The organism is Rhizobium sp. BK181 (genome assembly GCF_014193305.1).
GTDB lineage: Bacteria > Pseudomonadota > Alphaproteobacteria > Rhizobiales > Rhizobiaceae > Rhizobium.
The window spans coordinates 493,354-516,041 of the sequence record NZ_JACHZA010000002.1 but is presented as its reverse complement, the minus strand read 5'-3'; the positions used below and the strand labels follow the sequence as shown (position 1 = coordinate 516,041).

General features: G+C 59.8%; 25 protein-coding genes. 14 read left to right on the top strand and 11 right to left on the bottom strand.

Features of this window, described 5'->3' with window-relative positions; translation table 11 throughout:
- Window positions 1–14 precede the first annotated feature (14 nt).
- Entirely contained in the window at window positions 15–992 is a 978-nt protein-coding gene (locus FHT77_RS09910) for an ABC transporter substrate-binding protein (RefSeq protein ID WP_183754718.1), read from the bottom strand.
- Between the two features lie 164 nt (window positions 993–1,156).
- On the opposite strand from FHT77_RS09910, the gene FHT77_RS09905 reads away from it, so the two are divergent.
- The gene (locus FHT77_RS09905; protein WP_183754716.1) at window positions 1,157–2,215 is read left to right on the top strand and encodes an aldo/keto reductase; all 1,059 of its coding nucleotides are present in this window, start codon (window positions 1,157–1,159) and stop codon (window positions 2,213–2,215) included.
- A 24-nt stretch (window positions 2,216–2,239) separates the two neighbouring features.
- Here FHT77_RS09905 and FHT77_RS09900 read toward each other — a convergent pair whose 3' ends face one another.
- Window positions 2,240–3,460, bottom strand: a complete 1,221-nt coding sequence (locus FHT77_RS09900; protein ID WP_183754714.1) for a PLP-dependent aminotransferase family protein — start codon at window positions 3,458–3,460, stop codon at window positions 2,240–2,242.
- A 219-nt stretch (window positions 3,461–3,679) separates the two neighbouring features.
- On the opposite strand from FHT77_RS09900, the gene FHT77_RS09895 reads away from it, so the two are divergent.
- Window positions 3,680–4,780, top strand: a complete 1,101-nt coding sequence (locus FHT77_RS09895; protein ID WP_183754712.1) for a branched-chain amino acid aminotransferase — start codon at window positions 3,680–3,682, stop codon at window positions 4,778–4,780.
- A 194-nt stretch (window positions 4,781–4,974) separates the two neighbouring features.
- On the opposite strand, the gene FHT77_RS09890 is transcribed toward FHT77_RS09895, so the two are convergent.
- Entirely contained in the window at window positions 4,975–5,445 is a 471-nt protein-coding gene (locus tag FHT77_RS09890; RefSeq protein ID WP_183754710.1) for a YidB family protein, read from the bottom strand.
- A 151-nt stretch (window positions 5,446–5,596) separates the two neighbouring features.
- On the opposite strand from FHT77_RS09890, the gene FHT77_RS09885 reads away from it, so the two are divergent.
- Both FHT77_RS09885 and FHT77_RS09880 read left to right on the top strand, forming a co-directional pair.
- Complete coding sequence (locus FHT77_RS09885) at window positions 5,597–5,854, top strand: GlsB/YeaQ/YmgE family stress response membrane protein (RefSeq protein ID WP_183754708.1); 258 nt, start codon at window positions 5,597–5,599, stop codon at window positions 5,852–5,854.
- Between the two features lie 92 nt (window positions 5,855–5,946).
- Window positions 5,947–6,534, top strand: coding sequence for a bifunctional 2-polyprenyl-6-hydroxyphenol methylase/3-demethylubiquinol 3-O-methyltransferase UbiG (locus FHT77_RS09880; protein WP_183754706.1), 588 nt, complete (start codon window positions 5,947–5,949; stop codon window positions 6,532–6,534).
- Between the two features lie 49 nt (window positions 6,535–6,583).
- Here FHT77_RS09880 and ilvC read toward each other — a convergent pair whose 3' ends face one another.
- The 3 genes from ilvC to FHT77_RS09865 form a co-directional block, all read right to left on the bottom strand.
- Window positions 6,584–7,603, bottom strand: coding sequence for a ketol-acid reductoisomerase (gene ilvC, locus FHT77_RS09875; protein WP_183754704.1), 1,020 nt, complete (start codon window positions 7,601–7,603; stop codon window positions 6,584–6,586).
- Between the two features lie 46 nt (window positions 7,604–7,649).
- Complete coding sequence (locus FHT77_RS09870) at window positions 7,650–8,300, bottom strand: TetR/AcrR family transcriptional regulator C-terminal domain-containing protein (RefSeq protein ID WP_405049309.1); 651 nt, start codon at window positions 8,298–8,300, stop codon at window positions 7,650–7,652.
- Between the two features lie 154 nt (window positions 8,301–8,454).
- Window positions 8,455–9,360, bottom strand: coding sequence for an AraC family transcriptional regulator (locus tag FHT77_RS09865; protein WP_183754702.1), 906 nt, complete (start codon window positions 9,358–9,360; stop codon window positions 8,455–8,457).
- A 185-nt stretch (window positions 9,361–9,545) separates the two neighbouring features.
- On the opposite strand from FHT77_RS09865, the gene FHT77_RS09860 reads away from it, so the two are divergent.
- Window positions 9,546–10,592 carry an NAD(P)-dependent alcohol dehydrogenase gene (locus FHT77_RS09860; protein ID WP_183754700.1) on the top strand — a complete coding sequence of 349 codons (1,047 nt, stop codon included), beginning with the start codon at window positions 9,546–9,548 and terminating at the stop codon, window positions 10,590–10,592.
- Between the two features lie 36 nt (window positions 10,593–10,628).
- On the opposite strand, the gene FHT77_RS09855 is transcribed toward FHT77_RS09860, so the two are convergent.
- Complete coding sequence (locus tag FHT77_RS09855; RefSeq protein WP_183754698.1) at window positions 10,629–11,900, bottom strand: NAD(P)/FAD-dependent oxidoreductase; 1,272 nt, start codon at window positions 11,898–11,900, stop codon at window positions 10,629–10,631.
- A 118-nt stretch (window positions 11,901–12,018) separates the two neighbouring features.
- The gene (locus tag FHT77_RS09850) at window positions 12,019–12,483 is read right to left on the bottom strand and encodes an Lrp/AsnC family transcriptional regulator (RefSeq protein ID WP_183754696.1); all 465 of its coding nucleotides are present in this window, start codon (window positions 12,481–12,483) and stop codon (window positions 12,019–12,021) included.
- A 160-nt stretch (window positions 12,484–12,643) separates the two neighbouring features.
- On the opposite strand from FHT77_RS09850, the gene FHT77_RS09845 reads away from it, so the two are divergent.
- The 4 genes from FHT77_RS09845 (at window position 12,644) to FHT77_RS09830 (ending at window position 16,323) form a co-directional block, all read left to right on the top strand.
- Window positions 12,644–13,363: an aspartate/glutamate racemase family protein gene (locus FHT77_RS09845; RefSeq protein WP_183754694.1), complete on the top strand. Its 720-nt coding sequence runs from the start codon at window positions 12,644–12,646 to the stop codon at window positions 13,361–13,363.
- A gap of 64 nt (window positions 13,364–13,427) precedes the next feature.
- Window positions 13,428–14,345 (top strand): bifunctional helix-turn-helix transcriptional regulator/GNAT family N-acetyltransferase, encoded by a 918-nt coding sequence (locus FHT77_RS09840; RefSeq protein WP_183754692.1) that lies wholly within the window; start codon window positions 13,428–13,430, stop codon window positions 14,343–14,345.
- 60 nt (window positions 14,346–14,405) lie between these two features.
- Window positions 14,406–15,023: a TetR/AcrR family transcriptional regulator gene (locus FHT77_RS09835; RefSeq protein WP_183754690.1), complete on the top strand. Its 618-nt coding sequence runs from the start codon at window positions 14,406–14,408 to the stop codon at window positions 15,021–15,023.
- A gap of 70 nt (window positions 15,024–15,093) precedes the next feature.
- A complete protein-coding gene (locus FHT77_RS09830; protein ID WP_183754688.1) occupies window positions 15,094–16,323 on the top strand; it encodes an MFS transporter in 1,230 nt (409 codons plus the stop codon).
- On the opposite strand, the gene FHT77_RS09825 is transcribed toward FHT77_RS09830, so the two are convergent.
- Window positions 16,309–16,725 carry a winged helix-turn-helix transcriptional regulator gene (locus tag FHT77_RS09825; protein WP_183754687.1) on the bottom strand — a complete coding sequence of 139 codons (417 nt, stop codon included), beginning with the start codon at window positions 16,723–16,725 and terminating at the stop codon, window positions 16,309–16,311. The genes FHT77_RS09830 and FHT77_RS09825 overlap by 15 nt on opposite strands.
- A gap of 117 nt (window positions 16,726–16,842) precedes the next feature.
- Between FHT77_RS09825 and FHT77_RS09820 the strand changes: the two genes are divergently transcribed.
- On the top strand, window positions 16,843–17,730 hold the full coding sequence (locus FHT77_RS09820) for an SDR family oxidoreductase (protein ID WP_183754685.1): 888 nt from the start codon (window positions 16,843–16,845) through the stop codon (window positions 17,728–17,730).
- A gap of 57 nt (window positions 17,731–17,787) precedes the next feature.
- On the opposite strand, the gene FHT77_RS09815 is transcribed toward FHT77_RS09820, so the two are convergent.
- A complete protein-coding gene (locus FHT77_RS09815; protein WP_183754683.1) occupies window positions 17,788–18,540 on the bottom strand; it encodes a pyridoxine 5'-phosphate synthase in 753 nt (250 codons plus the stop codon).
- Between the two features lie 420 nt (window positions 18,541–18,960).
- Here FHT77_RS09815 and FHT77_RS09810 point away from each other — a divergent pair, with 420 nt between their 5' ends.
- Window positions 18,961–19,647: a MerR family transcriptional regulator gene (locus FHT77_RS09810; protein ID WP_183754681.1), complete on the top strand. Its 687-nt coding sequence runs from the start codon at window positions 18,961–18,963 to the stop codon at window positions 19,645–19,647.
- Between the two features lie 13 nt (window positions 19,648–19,660).
- On the opposite strand, the gene FHT77_RS09805 is transcribed toward FHT77_RS09810, so the two are convergent.
- The gene (locus tag FHT77_RS09805) at window positions 19,661–20,788 is read right to left on the bottom strand and encodes an ATP-dependent RecD-like DNA helicase (protein WP_183754679.1); all 1,128 of its coding nucleotides are present in this window, start codon (window positions 20,786–20,788) and stop codon (window positions 19,661–19,663) included.
- A gap of 212 nt (window positions 20,789–21,000) precedes the next feature.
- On the opposite strand from FHT77_RS09805, the gene FHT77_RS09800 reads away from it, so the two are divergent.
- Genes FHT77_RS09800 through FHT77_RS09790 form a run of 3 tightly spaced genes read left to right on the top strand, consistent with a single transcriptional unit; the run spans window position 21,001 to window position 22,686 of the window.
- On the top strand, window positions 21,001–21,381 hold the full coding sequence (locus tag FHT77_RS09800) for a lipoprotein (protein WP_016554447.1): 381 nt from the start codon (window positions 21,001–21,003) through the stop codon (window positions 21,379–21,381).
- A 10-nt stretch (window positions 21,382–21,391) separates the two neighbouring features.
- Window positions 21,392–21,907: an RNA polymerase sigma factor gene (locus FHT77_RS09795; RefSeq protein WP_183754677.1), complete on the top strand. Its 516-nt coding sequence runs from the start codon at window positions 21,392–21,394 to the stop codon at window positions 21,905–21,907.
- Window positions 21,904–22,686, top strand: a complete 783-nt coding sequence (locus FHT77_RS09790; protein WP_183754675.1) for an anti-sigma factor family protein — start codon at window positions 21,904–21,906, stop codon at window positions 22,684–22,686. Before FHT77_RS09795 ends, FHT77_RS09790 begins: the two co-directional genes overlap by 4 nt.
- Window positions 22,687–22,688 lie beyond the last annotated feature (2 nt).

Here is a 22,688-nt window from a genome sequence, read left to right as displayed (position 1 = left end):
CGTTCTGGCGACGATCAGTTCGAGCCGTAGATGCCGGAGAAGGTCTTGAGGTCCCGATCGGTGTCTTTCAGCGCCTCGGCGGCATTGATCGGCAGCAGCGTGATGCTCTCACGAGCCGGAAAACCCTCCGGCAGCTTCATACCGTTGCGAGCCGGGATGTAGCCGAGCTTGAGGAACCCTTCCTGCCCCTTTTCGGAAAGGACGTAGTCAACGAATTTCTTCGCCGCATCGGCATTCTTCGAGCTTGCGAGAATACCCACCGGCTCCGTTACCGCGGAGACGCCTTCCGTCGGGAAGACGAACTCGACCGGCGCGCCCTTGGCCTTTTCGCGGATCGGCATGTAGTCGACGATCATACCGAAGGCCTTTTCGCCCGCGGCGACCGACTTGAGCACCGCACCGTTGCCACCGGCCGCCGTCGCGCCATTGGCGGCGAGATCCTTGTAGAAGTCCCAGCCGAGGCCGTCGACACCGGCCAGCGTCTGTGCGTGAATCAGGGCCGCGCCCGACGTCAGCGGGCTCGGCATAGTCACGAGGCCCTTGGCTTCGGCCTTCGTCAGATCCTTCCAGCTCGTCGGCTTGAACGCGGCAGAAGTGTTGTAGACGATGCCGGTGGTGATCAGCTTGGTCGAATAGTAGTAGCCGTCAGCGTCATAGAGTGCGGCGTCGTAGCTGGCAGCTTCCGGCGACTTATAGGCCAGTAGCTTGCCGGCTTCCTTCAGGCGCTCGAGCGTGACCGTGTCTGCGATCAACAACACGTCAGCAACCGGATTGCCGGCCTCGATTTCAGCCTGCAGCTTTGCCATGATCTTCGGCGTGCCGTCACGCACCCAGTCTACCTTGAGGTCGGGATTGGCCGCCATGAAGCCGTCGACAGTCGCTTGCGCATCTTCATTCGGCTGGCTGGTGTAGAGAACGAGATTTGCGGCTGATGCCGGAATTGCAAGCAAGGTCGCTGCGAGCAGCGCGGCGGCGGAAACGATCGTCTTCATGGTGGATCCTCGGTGATGGGAGAGCCGATCCTTAGCCATCTCGGATAACATGATTGTGACAGTCTGCTTCGCGACGCTGACGTGCAATCTGGCCCTTGACCCGCCTGCCCCGCACCTATCTTCTAACGCACGTTTTGGCTCAAGCCTTTGGGAGGAGGACGCATATGGAATACCGGCTTCTCGGCCGCTCCGGCCTCAAGATTTCGACCGTGACAATGGGCACGATGACGTTCGGCGGCCAAGGTTGGGCGAAGATGGTTGGTGATCTCGGAGTCGCCGAAGCGCGCAGGCTTGTCGACCTATGTCTCGACGCCGGCGTCAACCTCATCGATACGGCCGACGTCTACTCGCAGGGCGTTTGCGAGGAAATTCTCGGCGAGATCATCGGAGGGCCGCGCAAGAACGGCGTGCTGATCGCGACCAAGGCACGCTTTCGCATGGGAGACGGGCCGAACGATACGGGCTCGTCGCGCTATCATCTCATCAGCGCCTGCGAAGCGAGCCTCCGGCGCATGAAGACCGACGTCATTGACCTGTACCAGCTTCACGAATGGGACGGAAAGACGCCTCTCGAAGAAACCATGGAAGCGCTCGACACACTCGTCCGCCACGGCAAGGTCCGCTATGTCGGCTGCTCGAATTTCTCAGGCTGGCACATCATGAAAGCGCTTGGTGTCAGCGAAAGGGAAAAGCGGGAGCGGTTCGTCAGCCAGCAGATCCACTACACCCTCGAAGCACGCGACGCGGAATACGAACTGCTTCCAATCAGCGTCGACCAGGGGCTCGGCGTGCTCGTCTGGAGCCCGCTGGCTGCCGGCCTGCTCTCCGGCAAGCATCGCCGCAACCAGACCGCCCCTGAAGGGTCGCGTCAATTCGCCGGGTGGACCGAGCCGCCGATTCGTGACGAAAACCGCCTCTGGAATATCGTCGAAACGCTGGTGGCGATCGCCGAAGAACGTGGCGCCTCGGCAGCCCAAGTGGCGCTTGCCTGGCTGATCGGTCGCAAGGCGGTGACCTCGGTGATCATCGGTGGTCGCACCGAAGCCCAGTTCAAGGACAATCTGGCCGCGGCTGAACTGAAGCTGACCGAAGACGAGCGCAAGCGCCTCGATGCCGTCAGCCTGCCGCCTGTGCTCTATCCGTATTGGCACCAGCTCAATACGGCAAGCGACAGGCTGAGTGAGGCCGATCTGGAATTGTTCGGCCCGCACCTAAATCGGTAGTTGGTTCCGAAAGTCCGAGGCCAATCAGCCGCCGATTTCCCCGGTGATGAGCGCCCCGAGGCGGCTGATTCCCTCCTCGATCATCTGATCGTTGGCGCAGGAGAAGCTGACGCGGAAGGTGTTCTCTCCCGAACCGTCGGCGAAGAATGCCTTGCCGGGGACGAACGCGACCTTGGCTGTTTCCAGCGACTTGGCGAGCAGCTTCGCGCCATCCATGCCATCAGGTAGCGTTACCCAGATGAACATGCCGCCTTCCGGCTTGGTCCAGCTCGTGCCGGCCGGCATGTATTTCTCCAGCGCCGCCAGCATGACATTGCGGCGGTGGCTATAGACCGACGTGATCTTCGCGACCTGCGCATCGAAACCGCGTTCCGCGACGCGGGCGATTGCCATTTGATTGATCGTCGAGGAGTGCAGGTCAGCCGCCTGCTTCATCAGCACCAGTTTGCGGATGACGGGAGCATTTGCAACGATGAAGCCGACGCGAAGACCGGGAGCCAGCGTCTTCGAGAAGCTGCCGCAATAGATCGTGCGGGTATCGTTGATGTGCCCCTTCTTCGCGATCTCAGTCGCCAGAATCGGCGCGACCGGCGTGCCGTCGTAACGGAGCGACTGGTAGGCCGCGTCTTCGATGACCGCGATATCGAGATCCTCGGCCAGCACGAGAACCTTCTCTCGTCCAGCCTGATCGACGGTTTCACCCGTCGGGTTGGCAAAATCGGCGGAGAGATAGGCGAACTTCACCTTGCCGCCCGCCGCAGCAGCCTGCGCCTTATAGGAATCGGGCGTGCGGTTGCCGTTCGGCGTCAGCTGGTCGTAGGTCGGCTCGTAGGCGTTGAAGGCCTGGAGTGCGCCGAGATAGGTCGGCCAAGTAACCAGTGCCGTGTCATCAGCCGAAAGGAAAAGCTTGCCCAGATAGTCCAGCCCCTGCTGCGAGCCGGACACGATGAAGACGTTCTCAAGCTCGCACGGAATGCTGAGCGCAGCCATCTGCTTGACCAGCCACTCGCGAAGCGGCTTGTAGCCTTCGCTGACCGAATACTGCAGCGCCGAGTTCACGGCCGAACTGCTGAAGATATCGGCGTAGGCCGCCTTGAACTCCTGATCGGGAAAGAGCGCCGGATCCGGGATACCGCCGGCAAAGGAAATGATCTCAGGCCGGTCAAGGAGCTTCAGAAGCTCGCGAATCTCCGATGCGCGCATCCGTGAAGAACGCGTCGCGAACATGCCTTCCCAATTCAACATCGGTATTTCCTCGCAATTTTTTGTCTTTAGGCGAGAGAACCACGCAATAAAAAATAAGTCAACATTACTGACCTATTTCTTTGCCGCCATGACAATTTCGGAAAGCGAAGGTCACTTCTGTAAACAGAAGCCAGAACCGACCAGAATCGATCTTTTCAAGACCCACCCGGTGGCGGTAGTGTCGCCGCCACTATCCAACATGCTATGAAGGTGCCAGCAATGTCCGCGTCGTCGAATACTCCTGAAATCAAGATCGAATTCCACGCGTCGCCGGTCTCGGAAGCCGATCGAACTCAGGCTCTGGAGACACCCGGCTTTGGAAAGGTCTTCACGGATCATATGGTTCTGGCCCGGTGGACTCCCGACAAAGGCTGGCACGATGCGAAGGTCACGCCGCGGCGGCCTTTGGAACTCGATCCTGCCAGCGCAGTACTGCACTACGCCCAGGAAATCTTTGAAGGTATGAAAGCCTATAAGGCGGACGATGGTCGCATACTGCTCTTCCGGCCTGAAGAGAACGCCCGTCGTTTCGCGCAGTCGGCGGCCAGGATGGCGATGCCTGCCGTGCCGGAAGAACTTTTCCTGAAGGCGGTCGAGGAGCTTGTCCGCGTCGACAAGGCATGGATTCCATCAGGCGACGGCAGCCTCTATCTGCGCCCGTTCATGTTCGCCAACGAGGCGTTCCTCGGCGTCCGCCCCGCTCAGGAATATATCTTCTGCATCATCGCCTCCCCGGTGGGTGCATACTTCAAAGGCGGAGCAAAGGCGGTTTCCCTCTGGGTCGAGACTGAGTACACCCGAGCAGCAGCCGGCGGCACCGGTGCTGCCAAATGCGGCGGAAACTACGCGGCCAGCCTCGTCGCACAAGCCGAGGCGGCGAAGAAGGAGTGCGACCAGGTCGTGTTCCTTGATGCAGCGGAACATCGCTGGGTCGAGGAACTCGGCGGGATGAACGTATTCTTCGTGATGAACGATGGATCTGTGGTAACCCCCCCTCTCGGCGGCACGATCCTGCCGGGCATCACGCGCGCGTCGGTTATAGTTCTCGCCGAAGAAAAGGGCTTGCGCGTCGAGCAGCGCCCCTACTCATTCGCGGAATGGCAGGCCGATGCGGCCAGCGGCAAGCTCGTGGAAGCATTCGCTTGCGGCACTGCAGCAGTCCTCGCGGGCATCGGCCTCGTGCGACACGCCGGCGGCGAGTTCCGTATCGGAGACGGACAGACCGGCAAGCTGACCAGCGAGTTGCGTCAGGAGCTCGTCGGCCTGCAGAAGGGCGTCACAAACGATGAACGTGGCTGGACACGCCGTATCCTCGCCTGAGGTCATCAGCGGCGCGCGAGCAGTCGGCCACCAGTAATCCAGAGACTTCGGAAACCGGGCGACGCCCGGTTTCTTAGAGGCGCGAAGCTTCAACCGCCGGCAAAAGGGGGCGGCATGAAAAAAGCCGTCGTTCCCCGCTTCCGTCGGGGGAGCGGGGAAGTCGTTTCCGAGGCTGCAGCTCGACCGTCCCGCGCTCAGGAATGGAACAGGGCGGCGATCTGCTCTTGTGTCGGCAATTGGCCTCGCGGCGTCAGCTTGTCGACCACTCCAGGCAGAACGGTCGACAATTGGTTCAGCAGCTCCTGCTCGCTGATTCCCGCCTGACGTGCGAGATCGCTGATCGTCTGGGACCCGAGCGCACTATTGAGACTGCCCGGTGCGATCGGTTTGTTCTGCCCGGGTTGGACCCAGGAATCCACCGTATCGCCCTGCCCGGCTTCCGTCAGCTTGCCGAGAAGACCGCCAAGGCCACCGAGACCCCCAAGCCCGCCGAGAAGGCCGCCGTCACCGGCCTGCGGGCTGGCTTGCGGATTGGCCTGCTGGCCAGCCGGATCCGTCTGGCTGCCACCGCCACCGAGGAGTTTGCCCACCAGCAACGCGCCGAGAGCAATCATGATCGGCTTCGATATATTTCCGCCTGGAACAGCGTCGTCAAAGATACCCATGCCATCCTCCTTTTTGGTTTCTTCATTTCACTGAACAACAACTGTAGAATGAAAGCATAAGGCTCTCACGAACCTTGAATTCCCCGGCGAGCTATTTAGCTAAACGGGAAGATGGTCTGAATATTCAACCAATCAAGGAGGGACATGGCGGATGTCAGTAATCAGTTGGATTATCCTTGGACTGATCGCGGGATTCATCGGCAGCAAGATCGTCAACAAGTCGGGCGCGGGGATGCTGATGGACATCGTCCTCGGCATCGTTGGAGCGATCGTCGGCGGCGTCATCTTCAGTTTCTTCGGCGCATCGGGCGTAACGGGCATCAATATCTACAGCCTCGTCGTCGCGGTCATCGGTGCTGTCGTTGTTCTCTGGCTGTACCACGCCGTCAGCGGGCGCCGGTCCGTCTAACTCGCCATTTCTATGTCGACGGGATGAGCGCTGCCTCAAAGGCGGCGACTTTGTGCGTGTAACTCCGGCCTTGGCGCATCGGGCAAACGATCATGGCAGACGAGAGTACATCTTCATTCTACGACGACAACGCGGCAACCTATGCCTCGCGGCAACGCAAGCTGCCGGTACGGCGGCTCGATGCCTTTCTGTCGTTGCTCCCGCCCGGTGCGGCGATCCTCGATCTGGGTTGCGGTGGAGGACAGGACAGCGAGTATATGCTGTCGAAGGGCTTCGCCGTAATGCCGACAGACGGATCACCGGAAATAGCCAGGCAGGCAGAAAGCCTCCTCGGTCACTCCGTCGCGGTCCTGCGCTTCGAGGATCTGGACGAGGAAGAAGCATTCGATGGCGTTTGGGCAGAGGCAAGCTTGGTGCACGTCCCGCGAGCCACCCTTCCCGAGGTGCTGGAACGGATCCGCACTGCGTTGCGGCCCGGCGGCACCTTTCACGCCACTTTCAAGGCGGGCGAGGCCGAAGGGCACGATGCGTTCGGTCGCTACTACAACTATCCGTCGGCGGAGCTACTCTCGGAAATGCTGAGCAATGGAGGCTGGCATAACATAGTCATCAGTGAAGGCGACGGCACCGGCTATGATGGAAAGCCTACCCGCTGGCTTGCTGTACGGACGCAAAAATAAAGGCCGGAACTTTCGTCCCGGCCTTCGTGATCCAGCAGTTTGAAGCCGCTTAGTTGACGGACTTGTCGACCAGCTTGTTCTTGCCGATCCAAGGCATCATGCCGCGGAGCTTGGCGCCGACTTCTTCGATCTGGTGGCTGTCGTTCATGCGGCGGATGCCCTTGAAGCGCGAGCCGCCAGCCTTGTATTCCTGCATCCAGTCGGACGTGAACTTGCCGGTCTGGATGTCGTGCAGGACGCGCTTCATTTCAGCCTTGGTTTCAGCCGTGATGATGCGCGGGCCGGTGACGTATTCGCCCCACTCAGCCGTGTTCGAGATCGAGTAGTTCATGTTGGCGATACCGCCTTCATAGATCAGGTCGACGATGAGCTTCACTTCGTGCAGGCACTCGAAGTATGCCATCTCAGGCGCGTAGCCTGCTTCAACCAGCGTTTCGAAGCCGGCGCGGATGAGCTCGACGAGACCGCCGCAGAGAACGACCTGTTCGCCGAAGAGATCGGTTTCGCATTCTTCGCGGAAGTTGGTTTCGATGATGCCCGAACGACCGCCGCCGACGCCGCAAGCGTAGGAGAGAGCGAGTTCAAGAGCGTTGCCCGAAGCGTTCTGATGAACGGCAACGAGGCAGGGAACGCCGCCGCCCTTCTGGTATTCGCCGCGAACCGTATGACCAGGGCCCTTCGGCGCAATCATGACGACGTCGAGCGAAGCCTTCGGCTCGATCAGGCCGAAGTGAACGTTAAGGCCGTGTGCGAAGGCGATAGCCGCGCCGTCACGGATGTTGCCGGCGATGTCGGCCTTGTAGATGTTGGCCTGCAGTTCGTCAGGCGTTGCCATCATGATCAGGTCGCCCCACTTGGCGGCGTCGGCAACGGTCATGACCTTGAAGCCGTCAGCTTCTGCCTTCTTGATGGTTGCCGAACCGGCCTTGAGAGCGATCGCCACGTTGGCATGGCCGCTGTCCTTCAGGTTCAGGGCGTGTGCGCGACCCTGGGAACCGTAGCCGACGATGACGACGTTCTTCGACTTGATGAGGTTGAGGTCTGCATCACGATCGTAATAGACGCGCATTTGAATGTCCTTCCCTTTGCTTGTCCTGTGACTGTTGTAAGTGGGATCAGCCGACCAGCGGCATCTCCGCCAAAACCTTTTCCGTTCCGTAGAGGCGCAGAAAGGCGGAAACCGCCCTCTCCGCCTGACGCGCGGTATCCTTGAGACCCGGCTCGCCGAGCAGCATGCGGACATGCAGATCAGAAACGATCAGGCCGTAGAGCGTGTGATATGCCTCGTCGGCATCATGGAAGCGCAAAAGCCCGGCGCGCTTGCCCGCGTCGATCAGGCCCATGGCGCGGCGATCAATCTGGCGGCGGCCCCGCTCAAGGAGCAGCTTGCCGAGCTTGGAGCCGTCGCGATGCGACTGGCCGATGGCCAGACGGTTGAGCGCCAGCGAAACATCACCGGCGAGAACCTCAAGCAGGTCCTTTGCGAAGATGACAAGGTGATCGTGCAGGCTGGCTGATGTCAGCCGCTCGCCATTGCGCTCGAAGGTGCGCACCTTGCTGGCCTGATAGGCGATCATGGCGGACAGCAGTCCGTCGCGATCGCCGAACCACTTATAGAGGCTTTCCTTGGAGCAGTTTGCGGCACGGGCAACGCCCGACGTCGTCAACGCCTTTTCGCCGCCATCGACGAGCAGCCGCAATGCCTGCTCTAGAACTGCGTTTTGGCGCGGCGAAAACTCGCTGGGCTCCAAATTATCGACGGCCACGGCCTCACTCCCAATAAGTACCGTACGGTACGGTTCGCGGGCTTTATGCTGCAATCCACCATGCGCGTCAAGCGGCCTGTGGGGAAAATTTCATACTGCAACGCACTCAAAAATCTCGGCCGTTCACGTCCCGCTCGAGATCAACCACGCACGCTCAAGTGCGCTCGACCGGTTCGCGCGCAGCCTCCATGTCTCGCGCGGGTGACAAACCGTAGATCCGGCTGTATTCGCGGCTGAACTGCGACGGGCTCTGATAGCCGACCCGATGCCCCGCCGTTCCGGCATCCAGGCGTTCGACCAGCATTAGACGGCGAGCCTCATGCAGCCTCAACTGCTTCTGATATTGCACCGGCGTCATCGCCGTGATCGACTTGAAATGATGATGGAAAGACGAGACGCTCATATTGACCTGCTCGGCGAGATCCTCGATCCGCAGCGAGCTTGCGAAATGCTGCCGCAGCCAGGCAATGGCTCGCGCGATGCGGTTGCCGTGACTATCGGCGACCGCGATGTTGATCAGCCGACCGCCATCAGGCCCAGTGAGCACACGGTAGAGGATCTCCTGCTCGATCAACGGCGCCATCGCTGCGATATCCTTTGGACGATCGAGCAAACGCAGCAGCCGAACGGCCGCATCCAGAAACTCCGGCGTCGCAACATTCACCGCAATGCCGCGGCCCGGCCCCTGCGCTATTGGCCGTGGAATATCGGCTCGACTTAGCAATTCGAGAACCTTTTCGCTATTGATGCCGAGCGTCAGACAAAAATGCGGAACCTCGGCGCTCGCCTCGACCACGCGCCAGATGACAGGCAGATCGAGCGACGTCAGAAGATAATCGCCTGCCCCATAGTTGATGACGTCGGTTCCGAGACGGAGGCTCTTGGCCCCTTGGATAACAATGGCAATGCAGGGCCGGTAGCTGCCGTGACAGGGTGCGCTCGGCGTATGCCGGCGGCTGATCCCAAGGCTCTCGATGGCGGTGCGGAACTCACCCTCGGCGCCGGCATGTCGAGCGGCAATAGAAGCAATTTCCTGGTAGGGATTGAACGGCAATGTCATGCGAGGAAACCTTCATCTGCGGCGCCGGGATGCGCAGTATCTAGGATAGGTTCGCGCGCCCGAGAATAGCCCGTCCCTTCAATTTTGCAGGATCGTGCAAAAACCGCGGAGGATTGCTCTACCGCATGGAACTCGATCCGATGCATCTTCGGCCATCCTCCCAGCAACCCGAAAGGAAGTCTCGGATGCCTATCGCAAAAGGCTATGCTGCCACTGACGCGTCGAAACCACTTACCCCCTTTACGTTCGAACGACGCGACCCCAATCCGGATGACGTTGTGATCGACATCAAGTTTGCCGGCATCTGCCATTCGGATATCCATACCGTCCGCAACGAATGGAAGAACGCCGTTTACCCGATCGTGCCGGGCCATGAGATTGCCGGCATCGTCTCCGCCGTCGGCTCGGCGGTGACCAAGTTCAAGGTCGGCGACCGCGTCGGCGTTGGCTGCTTCGTCGACAGCTGCGTCGGCTGTGCGACACGCGACGTCGATCGCGAACAGTATATGCCGGGTCTCGTCGGCACCTACAATGAATTCGAAGCCGACGGCAAGACGCGCACTCAGGGCGGTTACTCCGACTCGATCGTCGTCAAGGAAGGCTACGTGATGAACATCCCGGGCAACCTTCCGCTCGATGCTTCCGCCCCGTTGCTCTGCGCCGGCATCACGCTCTATTCGCCGCTGCGTCACTGGAATGCCGGTCCCGGCAAGAAGATCGCAATCGTCGGCATGGGCGGCCTCGGCCACATGGGCGTCAAGCTCGGCGCGGCCATGGGGGCTGACATTACCGTTCTGTCGCAAACCCTCTCCAAGAAGGAAGACGGTCTCAAGCTCGGCGCCAAGGAATACTACGCTACCAACGACCCGGCGACGTTCCAGAAGCTCGCCGGCGCCTTCGATCTGGTGATCTGCACGGTCAGCGCCGAAATTGACTGGAATGCCTATCTCGGTCTGGTCAAGGTCGACGGCGCCTTCGTCGTCGTCGGCGCACCGGAAAACGCGATTCCTGTCCACGCCTTCTCGCTGATCCCGGGCCGCAAGAGCATTTCCGGCTCGATGATCGGCTCGATCAAGGAAACCCAGGAAATGCTGGATTTCTGCGGCGAGCACAACATCGTGTCGGAGATCGAGACGATCAACATTCAGCAGGTCAACGAAGCTTACGAACGGGTTCTAAAGAGTGACGTTCGCTACCGCTTCGTCATCGACATTGCCTCGCTGGCTGCCTGACAAAGACGCAAAGGGCGGCCTTGAGCCGCCCTTTTTCTATTTCCGATCGTCGTCGCGCATCGTTTCTTTCTGCGTAATCAGCCGCGCGCTATGCTGGCCACTCAGATAGATCCACAGCCAACTCCAGGCCACCGCGAAACGCGAACGTGTCCCGATCAGGAAGTAGATATGGGCAATCCCCCATATCCACCAGGCAATCCAGCCTTTCAGTTTGATGCGGCCGAAATCGATGATGGCGGCACTTTGACCGATCGTCGCAAGGCTGCCCTGATGGCGGTAGCGGAACGGCGGAGGCGCCGGCTTCGCCGCGAGGCGCGCCCGGATCACCTTGGCGACATAAGCGCCCTGCTGCTTCGCAGCCGGTGCGATTCCAGGCACGGGAGCACCGCCTTCCTGAATAACCGACGCCGTGTCCCCGACGACAAAGACATCCGGAAGTCCTGGTGCCGTCAAATCCTTCCCAACGATGACGCGCCCCGCCCGATCTGCCGGAACATCGAGCCACTTGGCCGCGGGCGATGCCTGCACGCCTGCAGCCCAGACAATCGTGCGGCTGGCGATGAACCCCTCGCTTGTCGAGACACCTTCTGCTGTGCATTCCATAACCCGTTCGCCGATATGCAACTCGACGCCCAGTTCAGTGAGAGCCTTGCTGGCATAGGTAGAAAGCTCCTCGGCGAAGGTCGGAAGCACTCTTGGCCCAGCCTCGACAAGCACGACCCGCGTCTTTCGCGTATCGATACTGCGAAACTCGCGCGGCAGGGTCTTACGTGCGAGTTCGGCGATGATTCCGGCAAGTTCGACACCGGTCGGCCCAGCGCCGACGATCGTAAAAGTCAGAAGCGCATCGCGAACGGCAGGATCGGCTTCAGTCTCGGCCCGTTCGAAGGCCAGCAGCACGCGCCGACGAATTGTCGTCGCATCCTCCAGTGTCTTGAGCCCAGGCGCCACCGGCTCCCAATCGTCGCGCCCAAAGTAGGCGTGGGTCGCGCCTGTGGCCAGAACGAGGGTGTCATAACGCATCGTCATGCCGCCACGTAAGGAAACTTCCTTTACGGCAGTATTGACGCTAACGACTTCACCAAGCAGCGTCGTCACATCCTGCCGGTCGCTATAGAGATGCCGGATGGGCCACGCGATTTCGGATGTGGAAAGGATCGTTGTCGCCACCTGGTACAGCAGAGGCTGGAAGAGATGATGATTGCGTCGGTCGACGAGCGTGATCCGAAACCCTGCGCCCTTGAGATCGTTGACCAGTTGCAATCCGCCGAAGCCACCGCCGACAACGACAACATGTTGCTCGCTCATGACCTGCCTTTCCGTGTCATTTCGCCAAAGCCAATGTCGTTGATCCAACGCAGCTTTCAAGCTTCCTTTCCGCATAGCTCGCCTGCTCATGGCGATGGTCGAGAAGTAGCGACGGCGGTCAGTCCGCGTAGGCCACGGGGATCGATGTTCCGCTTTTCAGCAACTCCATCGATATGGACGCGGAGACGTCGAAGAGTTCGATCTTGCGAACGATTTGCTTGTAGATCACGTCGTAGTGCTCGACGCGCGGGAGTACGATTTTCAGAATGTAATCGTAGTTCCCTGTAAGGCGGTGCGCCTCGACGATCTCGGGAACAGCGCTGATTGCCCGGCGAAATGTCTCGATCCATTCGTCCGTGTGGTGTGCCGTCTTGATCAACGCAAACACCGTCGTCGGGACGCCCATCTTCGCGCGGTCGAGCACCACGATCCGCCGTTCAATGTGACCGCTCTCCTCCAGCCGCTGGATGCGCCGTGAACAGGCCGAGACCGACAAAGCGACCTTCTCAGCAAGATCCGTCACCGAAATGCCGGCATCAGCCTGCAATAATTCAAGGATTCGGCGGTCGCGATCATCCAGCATTGAGTCCTCCAGGAGTGGCGAGTTAATTTTGCACAATATTGCTATCTTGTGCAAAACTACAGCGCAGATGGGGAGTTCGGATCAAAGAAAGCAAACCATTTGCGCGATGATTGATGCATGATTTCGCCAATAGGAAATTCCAGACGGGAGCATAACCAGAATGCAAACAATCGGACTGATCGGCGGAATGAGCTTCGAAAGCTCGGCGGTTTATTATCGCATGATCAATGAGATGGTGCGCGAGCGCCTCGGCGGACTGTCTTCGGCGGAGCTGTTGATGCACTCCGTCAATTTCGACGAGATTGTTTCGATGCAGAAAGCCGGTGACTGGGACGCCGCCGCAAACCGGCTCGGCGACGTTGCCCTGCATCTGCAAATTGCCGGCGCGCGTTGCGTGCTGATCTGCACGAACACCATGCACCTGATCGCTGATAACGTTGCCTCGCGCATCTCCGTGCCGCTGATTCACATCATCGACGAGACCGCGGAATCACTGAAGGCAGCCGGATGCAAGCGCCCGCTGCTGCTTGCGACCCGATACACAATGGAGCATGGCTTCTATGCCGATCGCATGAAGAGGCTCGGCGTCGACATCGTGGTTCCCGAAGCCGCCGACCGGACATCCGTTCACGACATCATCTTCAACGAGCTTTGCGCCGGCAAGGTGCTAGACAGCTCGCGCGAGAGACTGATGCAGATCATCGAACGGGAGCGTGCCAAGGGTGCAGATGGAATCATTCTCGGTTGCACGGAAATCTGCCTCATCCTCGACCCGAACGGGCTGCCCCTACCCGGCTTCGACACCACTGAGATCCATGCAAGGGCGGCTGTCGAGTTCGCGCTCGCTGACGAAACAGTTGACGAGACAGTCGCCGCCTAATGTGAATTTAATTGACTCAGTCAAATAAAAGCAGGACAAGATCTCCTAATCGGAGGTTTTGTCCATGGCTGTTTCAGGTTTGATCGACGCTGCCCGCGACTTCAATCGCTTCTACACAAACTTCTTGGGGGTCTTGAACAAGGCCTATCTTGATACCGAGTTCACGCTGACTGACGCGCGTGTGCTCTTCGAGATCGGCTCCCGCAAGGGCGTCAGCGCCGTCGCGTTGGCGCGCGACCTGCATCTCGACCCCGCCTATCTCAGCCGTATCCTCAAGCGCTTTCGTGCCGCCGGACTGATTGATACGGCGCCTGATCCCAGTGACCTTCGCAGCCAGATCATCACAGTCACCACCAAGGGACACGATCAGTTCGAGGAACTTGGCCGACGCTCCAACGCTCAGATCGCAGAGCGTTTTGCAACGCTGGTCGATGGCGAACCCCAAAGCATCGTGACTGCCATGACGGCCATCCGTTCACTGCTGGATTCCGACGCGTCGCCACCTCCGTTAATCGTCCGAGCGCATCAGCCTGGGGATATCGGCTGGATCGTTCAGAGCCAGGGAAAAGCCTATACCGAGGAGTACGGCTGGGACATGCGCTTCGAGGGTCTTGTCGCCGAGGTCGCCAGCAAGTTCCTGGCAAATTTCGATCCTTCAATGGAGTATTGTTGGATCGCAGAACGTGCAGGCATCAACGTCGGCTCTATCCTAGTCACCGACGGCGGCGACGGCATCGCCAAGCTTCGCCTGCTCTACGTGGACAAGGCGGCGCGCGGTCTCGGACTCGGCAAGATGCTGGTGGACGAGTGCATTCGGTTCGCCAGGGCGAAGAAATACCGTCAGGTATCGCTCTGGACGAACGACGTTCTGCACGCGGCGCGCGGCATCTATGCGAAGGCGGGCTTTCGCCTTGTCTCCGAAGAGCGACACCGAATGTTTGGTCCGGAGGAGAATGGCCAGACCTGGGTTCTTGACCTTTGATTTGCTGCGCCCCAAAAGTTTTGCTTGATTTGGAAACGATCATTTCCTAATTATTCCGCCATGACCATGGCGACCTTCACTGAGACGACCCGGACACGCGGTAGACCACGCGAATTCGATCGCGACGCAGCGCTCGACAAAGCGCTGCAGGTCTTTTCCGAGCGTGGCTATCAGGCCGCGTCGATCAGTGAGCTTACCGAAGCCATGGGCCTTGCCTCAGGCAGCGTCTACAAGGCTTTCAAGGACAAGCGCGGCGTGTTCCTCGCTGCTTTCGACCGATATCGGACCGTTCGTCGCGGGTTGCTGGACGAACGCATGGCGAAAGCCGAAACCGGCCGCGACAAGATCCGCGAGGTCCTGACACACTACGCGCTCTCCTCGCACGGCGCCGCCGGTCTGCGTGGCTGCCTGGTCGTCGGCAGTGCGAACGATCTCGCCCTCTTCGACGAGAAGGCCGCCGAACATGTCGCTGCTGCCTTTGCCAGCAACGAGGCCCTGATCGCCGATCTCCTCCGACTCGGCCAAAGCGATGGCTCAATCTCAGGCGACATCGACATTGCCGCCACCGCCCGCTCGCTCCTTTGCTTGACCATGGGAATGCGCGTGGTGGGCAAAACGGGACCCAGCGAAGACGAGATGGCCGCGGTCGCTGCAACTGCAATGAAACTTCTGGCGTGAAACGGGTTGAATAAGACCCGCTTCAGCGCGCAACCTTTTTTAACATCCGATAGCCCCACCGGAGCCTACTATGAGCCTTTCGACCAACACGCGAAAAACCGTCGCGCCACAGACGATCTCGCCATTGATGACATTTCTTTTCGCCGCCGCGTGCGGACTTGTCGCGGCGAATCTCTATTATGGTCAGCCGCTCGCTGGCCCGATCAGCGCGTCTCTCGGCTTCACGCCAGCGGCAACAGGCCTGATCGTTACGCTGACCCAGATCGGTTACGGTCTGGGTCTCCTATTGATCGTTCCGCTCGGCGACCTGCTGGAAAACCGCAGACTCGTGTTGACGCTTATCGCCGTCTCCGCCGTTGCCTTGGTGGGTGCAGGTCTGTCATCGACTCCCGCAATGTTTCTTTTGGCCTCATTGAGCATCGGTCTCGCCTCGGTTGCCGTCCAGGTACTCGTCCCCTTTGCTGCTCATATGGCGCCGGACGCAATCCGGGGGCGCGTCGTCGGTAACGTCATGAGCGGGCTACTCTGCGGCATCATGCTGGCACGCCCGTTCGCCAGCTTCGTTGCGGAGGCGACGTCCTGGCACATGGTTTACTTCCTGACTGCCGCCGCCATGGTCGTGCTCGTCGTCATTCTAAGAGCCAAGCTTCCGGTCCGTGTCCCCCACACGCGACTGAGCTACGGCAAGCTGCTTGCTTCGATGGCAGACCTTGCACTCCACTCCCGCGTTCTCCAGCGTCGCGCGCTTTATCAGGCGGGCATGTTCGGTGCCTTCAGCCTCTTCTGGACCACCACGCCGCTACTCCTTGCCGGCCCTCAATTTGGGCTGACGCAGAACGGTATCGCACTATTCGCGCTCGCTGGCGCGGCTGGCGCTGTGGCCTCGCCGATCGCCGGACGGCTCGCCGACCGCGGGCTCACTAGAGCGGCTTCCACACTGGCAATGCTGCTTGGAATGTCGGCGTTTCTCATCAGCCAATTCGCGACGGACGGCTCCCTAACGGCCCTGCTTTTGCTGACTGCGGCGGCTATCCTGCTCGATTTCGGAGTGACCACCAATCTTGTCTGTGGCCAGCGCGCCGTCTACGCGATCAGCGCCGAGCATCGCAGCCGCCTGAACGGCCTCTACATGGCAACGTTCTTTACCGGCGGCGCGATCGGATCGGCGGTGGGCGGCTGGGCCTACGCGACCGGCGGCTGGACAATGACTGCATGGATCGGATTTTGCTTTCCAGCCCTCGCCTTCCTTCTCTTCCTTACGGAAGGCTTCGGCAGGCAGACAGTTTCAGACGTCGGCTGAATCGAATCTGAGCCGGGCGGCGCGAACCAAATCATGGTTTTCTTCCGCCCAGTTCAGCAGTAGCGCCAGAGTGCCGTAAAGCGAGCGGCCAAGATCGGTCATGCGATACTCGACGCTCGGCGGCTTGGTCGGAAAAACCTCCCGCTCGATGTAACCGTCACGCTGCAGGTCTCTCAATGTCTGCGTCAGCATACGCTGCGAGATGTCTGGGATCATCCGCCGTAGCTCTCCAAATCGATACGGACGCTTGGAGAGCGCCTCGAGCATCAGCGTCGACCACTTGCCGCCGATTTGCTGCATCATGTCCCGAACCGGGCAATTGTCGAAGTCGAGGTTGCTGAGGTCGACGTCGCGACGAACGCCGGAAGCCTTGTTCTTCAGGTTGAGGACGGCGCCGCTCATGCATGGTTCCCTTTTGGTAACGTAGAGCGAAAAAACTGCCCTCTTTACAGCTCGCAGTCAATTCCTAATCTAGAGCTAGTCTCTTTTTGAGACCTTGATCGAACCTAGAGGAAAGACATGAGCGAGACCATTCTCATCACCGGTGCTGCCGGCCAGCTCGGCCAGCGGATCATTCACCATCTGCTCGAAACCGAAAAGGTTCCTGCTGCAAACATCGTCGCCGCAACGCGCGACACCGCCAAGCTCGGAGACCTTGCCGCCAAGGGTGTCGCCACCCGCAGGGCCGACTTCGACGACGCCGCCTCGCTCGAAGCTGCCTTCAAAGGCGTCGATCGGCTGCTGATCATCAGCACTGACGCGCTCGCCGTCCCCGGTCAACGCCTCAAGCAGCACAAGGCAGCGGTTGATGCAGCCGCCAAGGCAGGCGTAAAGCACATCGCCTACACGTCAATGCCATCGCCGGACAAATCGCTGGTAACCTTCGCGCCTGACCATCTCGGCACGGAGAACGCGATTAAGGCGACGGGCATCCCCTACACGATCATTCGCAATGCCTGGTACATGGAGAACTATCTCCATGGGATGCCGCACAATCTCCACTCCGGCACTTGGTATACGGCCACCGGCGAAGGCAAGATTTCAAACATTTCTCGCGAAGACTGCGCGCGTGCGATCGCCGCATCTCTTGCCTCGAACACCAGCCAAAGCGCGACCTATACGCTGACTGGAACAGAATCCCTGGACGCTGACAAGATTGCCGCCGTCTTGGCCGATGCAGTCGGAAAACCATTGAAGGTCGTCAGCGTCACGGACGAGCAACTCGGCCAAGGCATGCGCGGCGCCGGCCTGCCTGATTTCGTCGCCGACATGCTCGTCTCCGCCGATGCGAACATCCGCGCCGGCAACTTTGATCTCGTAACGGCTGACTATGAGAAGCTGACCGGCAAGAAGCCTGAAACGCTCAAGGACTTCTTCGTCGCACATAAGACCGCGCTCATCGCTTGAGGCAGGCCAGAAAGCCCGCTTGCCAACTCGCAGCGGGCTTTCGTTCTTTTGCCGATCTTAGATCTTCTGGCCGCACGCCCGGCAGAACCGCCGCACCGTTTCCGCCATGCCGAACTCAAGTGCATCTGCCGTCAATCCGTGGCCAATGGATACCTCGGCAAGCTTCGGAATGCGCTTTACCAGCGGCGGTAGGTTCGCCACCGTCAAATCGTGCCCGGCATTGACGCCCAAGCCGATCGCCAATGCCGCGTCCGCAGTCTTGCCCAGTGCCTCGAGGATTGGTCCGGCCCGCTCCGGGGCGTCGTAACACCCGCCATAGGGACCCGTGTAAAGCTCGATTCGGTCAGCACCTACGGCCTTGGCAATCCCAACAGCCTCCGCATCACCGTCGCCGTCGGCAAACAGCGATACACGCGTTCCCATCTTCTTGAGCCGCCCGATCACGTCAGCCAAGAAGTCCCGATGCTTGCGGAAATCCCAGCCATGATCCGACGTCGCTTGCGTCGGATCATCAGGAACCAGCGTCACCTGCTCCGGCGCAACGCTGGCGCAGAGCTCCAGAAATTCGTCAGTCGGGTAACCTTCGATATTGAACTCGGCATCCGGAAACTCATCGTCGATCAAGTTGCGGATAACCGGCAGGTCGGAGAAGCGGATGTGCCGCTGGTCGGGGCGCGGATGCACGGTCAAACCGCTTGCGCCGGATTGCAGCGCGATCCGCCCGAGTCCTTCTACGCTTGGCCACGGTAGATCGCGGCGGTTGCGGAGCATCGCGACGGCATTGAGATTGACGGAAAGCGTAGTCGGCATAGCGGGTTCCACTGAAACGAAGCACAAGTGTTTCTAAGCCAATGAGTCGTCAGGGGCCAACGAGATTCGTACATGAATGCATGCAAATCCGTGATGGCGCGAGCGTTTCGTCCGTTAGCGGAACGGCTGCAAGTAGATTCGGTTCGGCCTTCGCGCATTAAACGGCCAAATATTTCGCCAGGGCCCCTTTCGCCGCGAATCAATGTCGCTTCGTGAAGCTTTCAAGGCGGATTGCCCTGTAAATTAAAAGTCACTAATTTTGATACTAACAAAATACGTCAATCACGGGTAACGTAAGCTTGCGATATCGAAGAAGACACCGCCAAGTCCTTCGATAACTGAACAGGAACGCTAAGAGGAAACCCCACTCAACCACACCCTTTGCAATGCAGTCGCATAATGAACACAACGGGAGGGACCATGGCAGAAGGTTACAATCAAGGGTTCACCTCAGACCACGTGACGCAAACTCGCCCGAGGCACCGTTTCCTCCCTTCAGCGGCATTGCCCGCCGACCTGCCCCGCGGAAGAGTGCCTATAGCCGATATGGCCAATGCCTTCGGCGTTACCCATCGCACCCTGCACTTCTACGAGGAGAAAGGCCTGATCTCCGCCGGCCGAATCGGCCTGATGCGCGTCTACGAGCCGGGCGACGTCAGGCGCATGGCGGTCATCAACGCTTGCCGCGAGGCCGGAATGGCGGTTGCGGTGATACAAGACCTGATGAATGACCTGATTGAGGCAGAGACGCAGGAAGCTGCGGAAACCTTGTTTCGCGACGCGCTTAACACCCGCAAGCGCGAACTCAGCGCTGAAATGTCCACGCTACACCGGCAGATGCAGCAGGTGAGTAACCTGCTCGATCGTGAAACAAGCGATGATCCGCCGCTGAACGACAACCAGGGTGGATCGGCACTCACGGATCAGGAGTCGCGATGCCTGGCTCTGATGGCGGCAGGTCTTTCCACGCAGCGCATTGCGCGCACCCTCGATCTCCGGAACGAAGACGCACACTCTCTGGAAACCGGCATCATTCAAAAGTTCCGGGCCAACAACCGTTTCCAGGCGATAGCCAAGGCTGTCATGTTGGGTGTAGTCCAGATCTGACCCGGAGAAGCACCTAGCGCACGATCGTCAACGTTTCGGCCGCGCGCGTGATGGCGGTGTAGAGCCAGCGTTCGCGGGTATCACGGAAGGCCCAGCTTTCATCGAACAGCACGACATTGTTCCACTGCGAGCCCTGTGCCTTGTGGACCGTTAGCGCATAGCCGTAATCGAACTCGTCGTAGCGCTTGCGCGTGTTCCAGGGAATCTCGCCCTCGCCATCCTCGAACGCCTGCTTCAGCAGCTTGATCTTGGCCGCGCCGCGATCCATGTCATCGTCCTCGGGGCGGATCAGCAGGTTGATCCCCGGCTTCGTCGTCTCCTTGGACGACGTCATCACCTGCCAGAGCGAGCCGTTGAGCAGCCCTTTTGCCGGATCGTTGCGCAGGCAAACGAGCTTGTCGCCCGTTTGCGGATACTCGGTCGTGAAGCCCTTCAGCTCGCGAAGACGCTGATTGTATCTGCGCCGCGTCCGATTGGTTCCGACGAGGACCTGATCAGCATCCAACACCAGAGACTGGTTCACCTCGCCCTTTGAGATAACCTGCGCTGTCCCGTAGTCGCCATAGCCGACTTCGTTGCCTTCTCGCACCTGCATCGCGAGCTGGATAATCGGATTGTCGCGAGCCTGGCGGTGAATATCCGTCAGCAGATAGTCCGGCTCCTGATTGGTGAAGAAGCCGCCGCCAGAAACCGGAGGAAGCTGACCCGGATCGCCGAGCACCAGGATCGGGGTTCCGAAGCTCATCAGGTCCCGGCCGAGGGCCTCATCCACCATCGAGCACTCGTCGACTACAATAAGGGCCGCTTTGGCAACCGGGCTCTGCCGGTTGATGGAAAACATCGGGGCGATGGAGGTCTTGCCTGTCTCTTCGTCCTCGACGGCCTCCTCGCCCCGCGGGCGATAGATCAGCGAGTGAATCGTCTTGGCGTTGCTGGCGCCGCGCGACCGCAGAACCTGAGCCGCCTTGCCAGTAAAGGCGGCAAACAGCACGTCACCGTCCACATGTTCCGCGAAATGGCGCGCAAGCGTCGTCTTACCCGTGCCGGCATAACCGAACAGGCGGAAAAGCGGAGACCGCCCCTCCTTCAGCCATGTGGAAACGGCCTTGAGGGCTTCGTCTTGTTGCGGAGCAAATTGCATCGTGGATCGACTTGGCAGGATTCGCCTGACATAGGCAACCCTGAAAATCCGGGCGCACGTCTCTACGGTGTCTCGGCACCCTTCCCGCTCTTCCAAGGCTGCCACAAAAATAAGGGCGCCACCGACAGGCGATAGGGGAATAAAACCGGTGGGGGTGGTGTCTCATGTCAGGCAAGGCAATCAAGCCTGCCCAAGATGTGAGGAGAGAGCCCATGAAATCCGCAAAGATGCTAGTTGCATTTGCCGTCGCTTCCGCTGCCGCAACGGCTGCCTTTGCCGCCCCGCCCGTCGAGACCGTCGACACCGCCAAAGGCAAGGTCCTGGCCGGCGAAAAAGGCATGACGCTTTACACCTTCAAGAAAGACCATAAAGGCATGTCGAATTGCTATGAGGATTGCGCCAAGAACTGGCCGCCACTCATGGCCGCTAGCGGTGCGAAGCCGGAAGGTGCATATTCGATCGTCGAACGGAAGGACGGCACCAAGCAGTGGGCGAAAGACGGCATGCCGCTGTATTATTGGGTCAAGGACAAGAAGATGGGCGATATCACCGGTGACGGCGTCGGCGGCAACTGGGATCTCGTCAAGCCGTGAGCGAACGGACTTGAAGACACCGGGTCATGATACGTTCGAGGGCCAAATCCTGGCCCTCCTTCCCTCGCTGAGGCGCTACTCCCGTAGCCTCACCCGCTCCGATGCGGATGGGGAGGATTTGCTGCAGGACTGCGTCGAGAAGGTGCTCACCCGTCGTGGACAATGGCGGGGCTTGAACCTGCGCGGTTGGGTCCTGACGATCATGACGAACCTCTATCGCAACAGTCGGCGCCAGACCGGCCGTGCCCCGTTCGTGGAACTCGATAGCGCCGAAGAGATCGTGTCGGTGGATCCGGCTCCCGATCCGCTCGAACGTTCGCGGCTGGAGGACGCGCTCAACAGCCTTTCGGAAGAAAACCGCTCGGTGCTGATGCTGGTCGTCATCGAAGGCTATACCTACCAAGAGGTTGCGATCGCGCTCGACATCCCGATCGGTACCGTCATGTCGCGCCTGTCGCGCGCACGCCAGCGCATAGGAGAGCGGATGAAGGCCGACAATGTCATTACGCTTCGGAGACCGAAATGAAAGATATCAACCAGACCGTGACCGAAGCGGATCTTCATGCCTACGCCGACGGGCAGCTTCCAGACGAGGGACGCGCGCGCATCGAGGCATGGCTCGATGACAATCCGGATGATGCCGCCAGAGTGGCGGAATGGACTGTGCAAAATGCCCAGATCCGATCGCTCTTTGCTGACTATGAGAAGTCCACGGACGCGGACGTCCAGCTTGTCACAGGTCGGAGCCAGCCTGCCAATTGGCGGAAGCGACTGGCAATGACAGCCGCGATAGCCGTGGTTTTCGGATTTGGAGCGCTGAGCGGACATTACGGACCGACACTCCTTGAGAAGCCCGATCTGCAATTGACTGAACTCGAAACACTTCCCAACGAAGCGCGCACCGCTTTCCTGGTCTACGCCGGAGAAGTGCGCCATCCCGTGGAGGTCTTTGCAAACGAGGAAGCGCATCTTGCGACCTGGCTGGGCAAGCGGCTTGCCGTGCAGAACCTCAAGGTTCCCAACCTGCAGGAACTCGGCTTCAAGTTGGTCGGCGGCCGCTTGTTGCCCGTCGATGGCAGTCCTGGTGCGATGTTCATGTACGAGGATCAGGCAGGCGAGCGCCTGACAGTGCTCGTTGGGCGCAACGCGGATAACAAATCGACCAGTTTCCGCTTTGCCTCATCAGGCGATGTCGAAACCTTCTATTGGATCGATGGAGAACTCGGCTATGCCGTTACCGGCGAAGTCTCGCGCGACCTGCTGAGGAAGGTCGCGGAGGAATGCTACAGGCAGTTTCCGTCCTGAGC

Coding starts and splice junctions, on each gene's coding strand:
- FHT77_RS09840 (WP_183754692.1), top strand. CDS start 13,428: ATGGCTGTTTCAGGTTTGATCGACGCTGCCCGCGACTTCAATCGCTTC.
- FHT77_RS09905 (WP_183754716.1), top strand. CDS start 1,157: ATGGAATACCGGCTTCTCGGCCGCTCCGGCCTCAAGATTTCGACCGTG.
- FHT77_RS09850 (WP_183754696.1), bottom strand. CDS start 12,483: ATGCTGGATGATCGCGACCGCCGAATCCTTGAATTATTGCAGGCTGAT.
- FHT77_RS09890 (WP_183754710.1), bottom strand. CDS start 5,445: ATGGGTATCTTTGACGACGCTGTTCCAGGCGGAAATATATCGAAGCCG.
- FHT77_RS09895 (WP_183754712.1), top strand. CDS start 3,680: ATGTCCGCGTCGTCGAATACTCCTGAAATCAAGATCGAATTCCACGCG.
- FHT77_RS09885 (WP_183754708.1), top strand. CDS start 5,597: ATGTCAGTAATCAGTTGGATTATCCTTGGACTGATCGCGGGATTCATC.
- FHT77_RS09825 (WP_183754687.1), bottom strand. CDS start 16,725: ATGAGCGGCGCCGTCCTCAACCTGAAGAACAAGGCTTCCGGCGTTCGT.
- FHT77_RS09900 (WP_183754714.1), bottom strand. CDS start 3,460: ATGTTGAATTGGGAAGGCATGTTCGCGACGCGTTCTTCACGGATGCGC.
- FHT77_RS09810 (WP_183754681.1), top strand. CDS start 18,961: ATGGCAGAAGGTTACAATCAAGGGTTCACCTCAGACCACGTGACGCAA.
- FHT77_RS09860 (WP_183754700.1), top strand. CDS start 9,546: ATGCCTATCGCAAAAGGCTATGCTGCCACTGACGCGTCGAAACCACTT.
- FHT77_RS09805 (WP_183754679.1), bottom strand. CDS start 20,788: ATGCAATTTGCTCCGCAACAAGACGAAGCCCTCAAGGCCGTTTCCACA.
- ilvC (WP_183754704.1), bottom strand. CDS start 7,603: ATGCGCGTCTATTACGATCGTGATGCAGACCTCAACCTCATCAAGTCG.
- FHT77_RS09820 (WP_183754685.1), top strand. CDS start 16,843: ATGAGCGAGACCATTCTCATCACCGGTGCTGCCGGCCAGCTCGGCCAG.
- FHT77_RS09790 (WP_183754675.1), top strand. CDS start 21,904: ATGAAAGATATCAACCAGACCGTGACCGAAGCGGATCTTCATGCCTAC.
- FHT77_RS09845 (WP_183754694.1), top strand. CDS start 12,644: ATGCAAACAATCGGACTGATCGGCGGAATGAGCTTCGAAAGCTCGGCG.
- FHT77_RS09800 (WP_016554447.1), top strand. CDS start 21,001: ATGAAATCCGCAAAGATGCTAGTTGCATTTGCCGTCGCTTCCGCTGCC.
- FHT77_RS09815 (WP_183754683.1), bottom strand. CDS start 18,540: ATGCCGACTACGCTTTCCGTCAATCTCAATGCCGTCGCGATGCTCCGC.
- FHT77_RS09910 (WP_183754718.1), bottom strand. CDS start 992: ATGAAGACGATCGTTTCCGCCGCCGCGCTGCTCGCAGCGACCTTGCTT.
- FHT77_RS09855 (WP_183754698.1), bottom strand. CDS start 11,900: ATGAGCGAGCAACATGTTGTCGTTGTCGGCGGTGGCTTCGGCGGATTG.
- FHT77_RS09880 (WP_183754706.1), top strand. CDS start 5,947: ATGGCAGACGAGAGTACATCTTCATTCTACGACGACAACGCGGCAACC.
- FHT77_RS09835 (WP_183754690.1), top strand. CDS start 14,406: ATGACCATGGCGACCTTCACTGAGACGACCCGGACACGCGGTAGACCA.
- FHT77_RS09865 (WP_183754702.1), bottom strand. CDS start 9,360: ATGACATTGCCGTTCAATCCCTACCAGGAAATTGCTTCTATTGCCGCT.
- FHT77_RS09830 (WP_183754688.1), top strand. CDS start 15,094: ATGAGCCTTTCGACCAACACGCGAAAAACCGTCGCGCCACAGACGATC.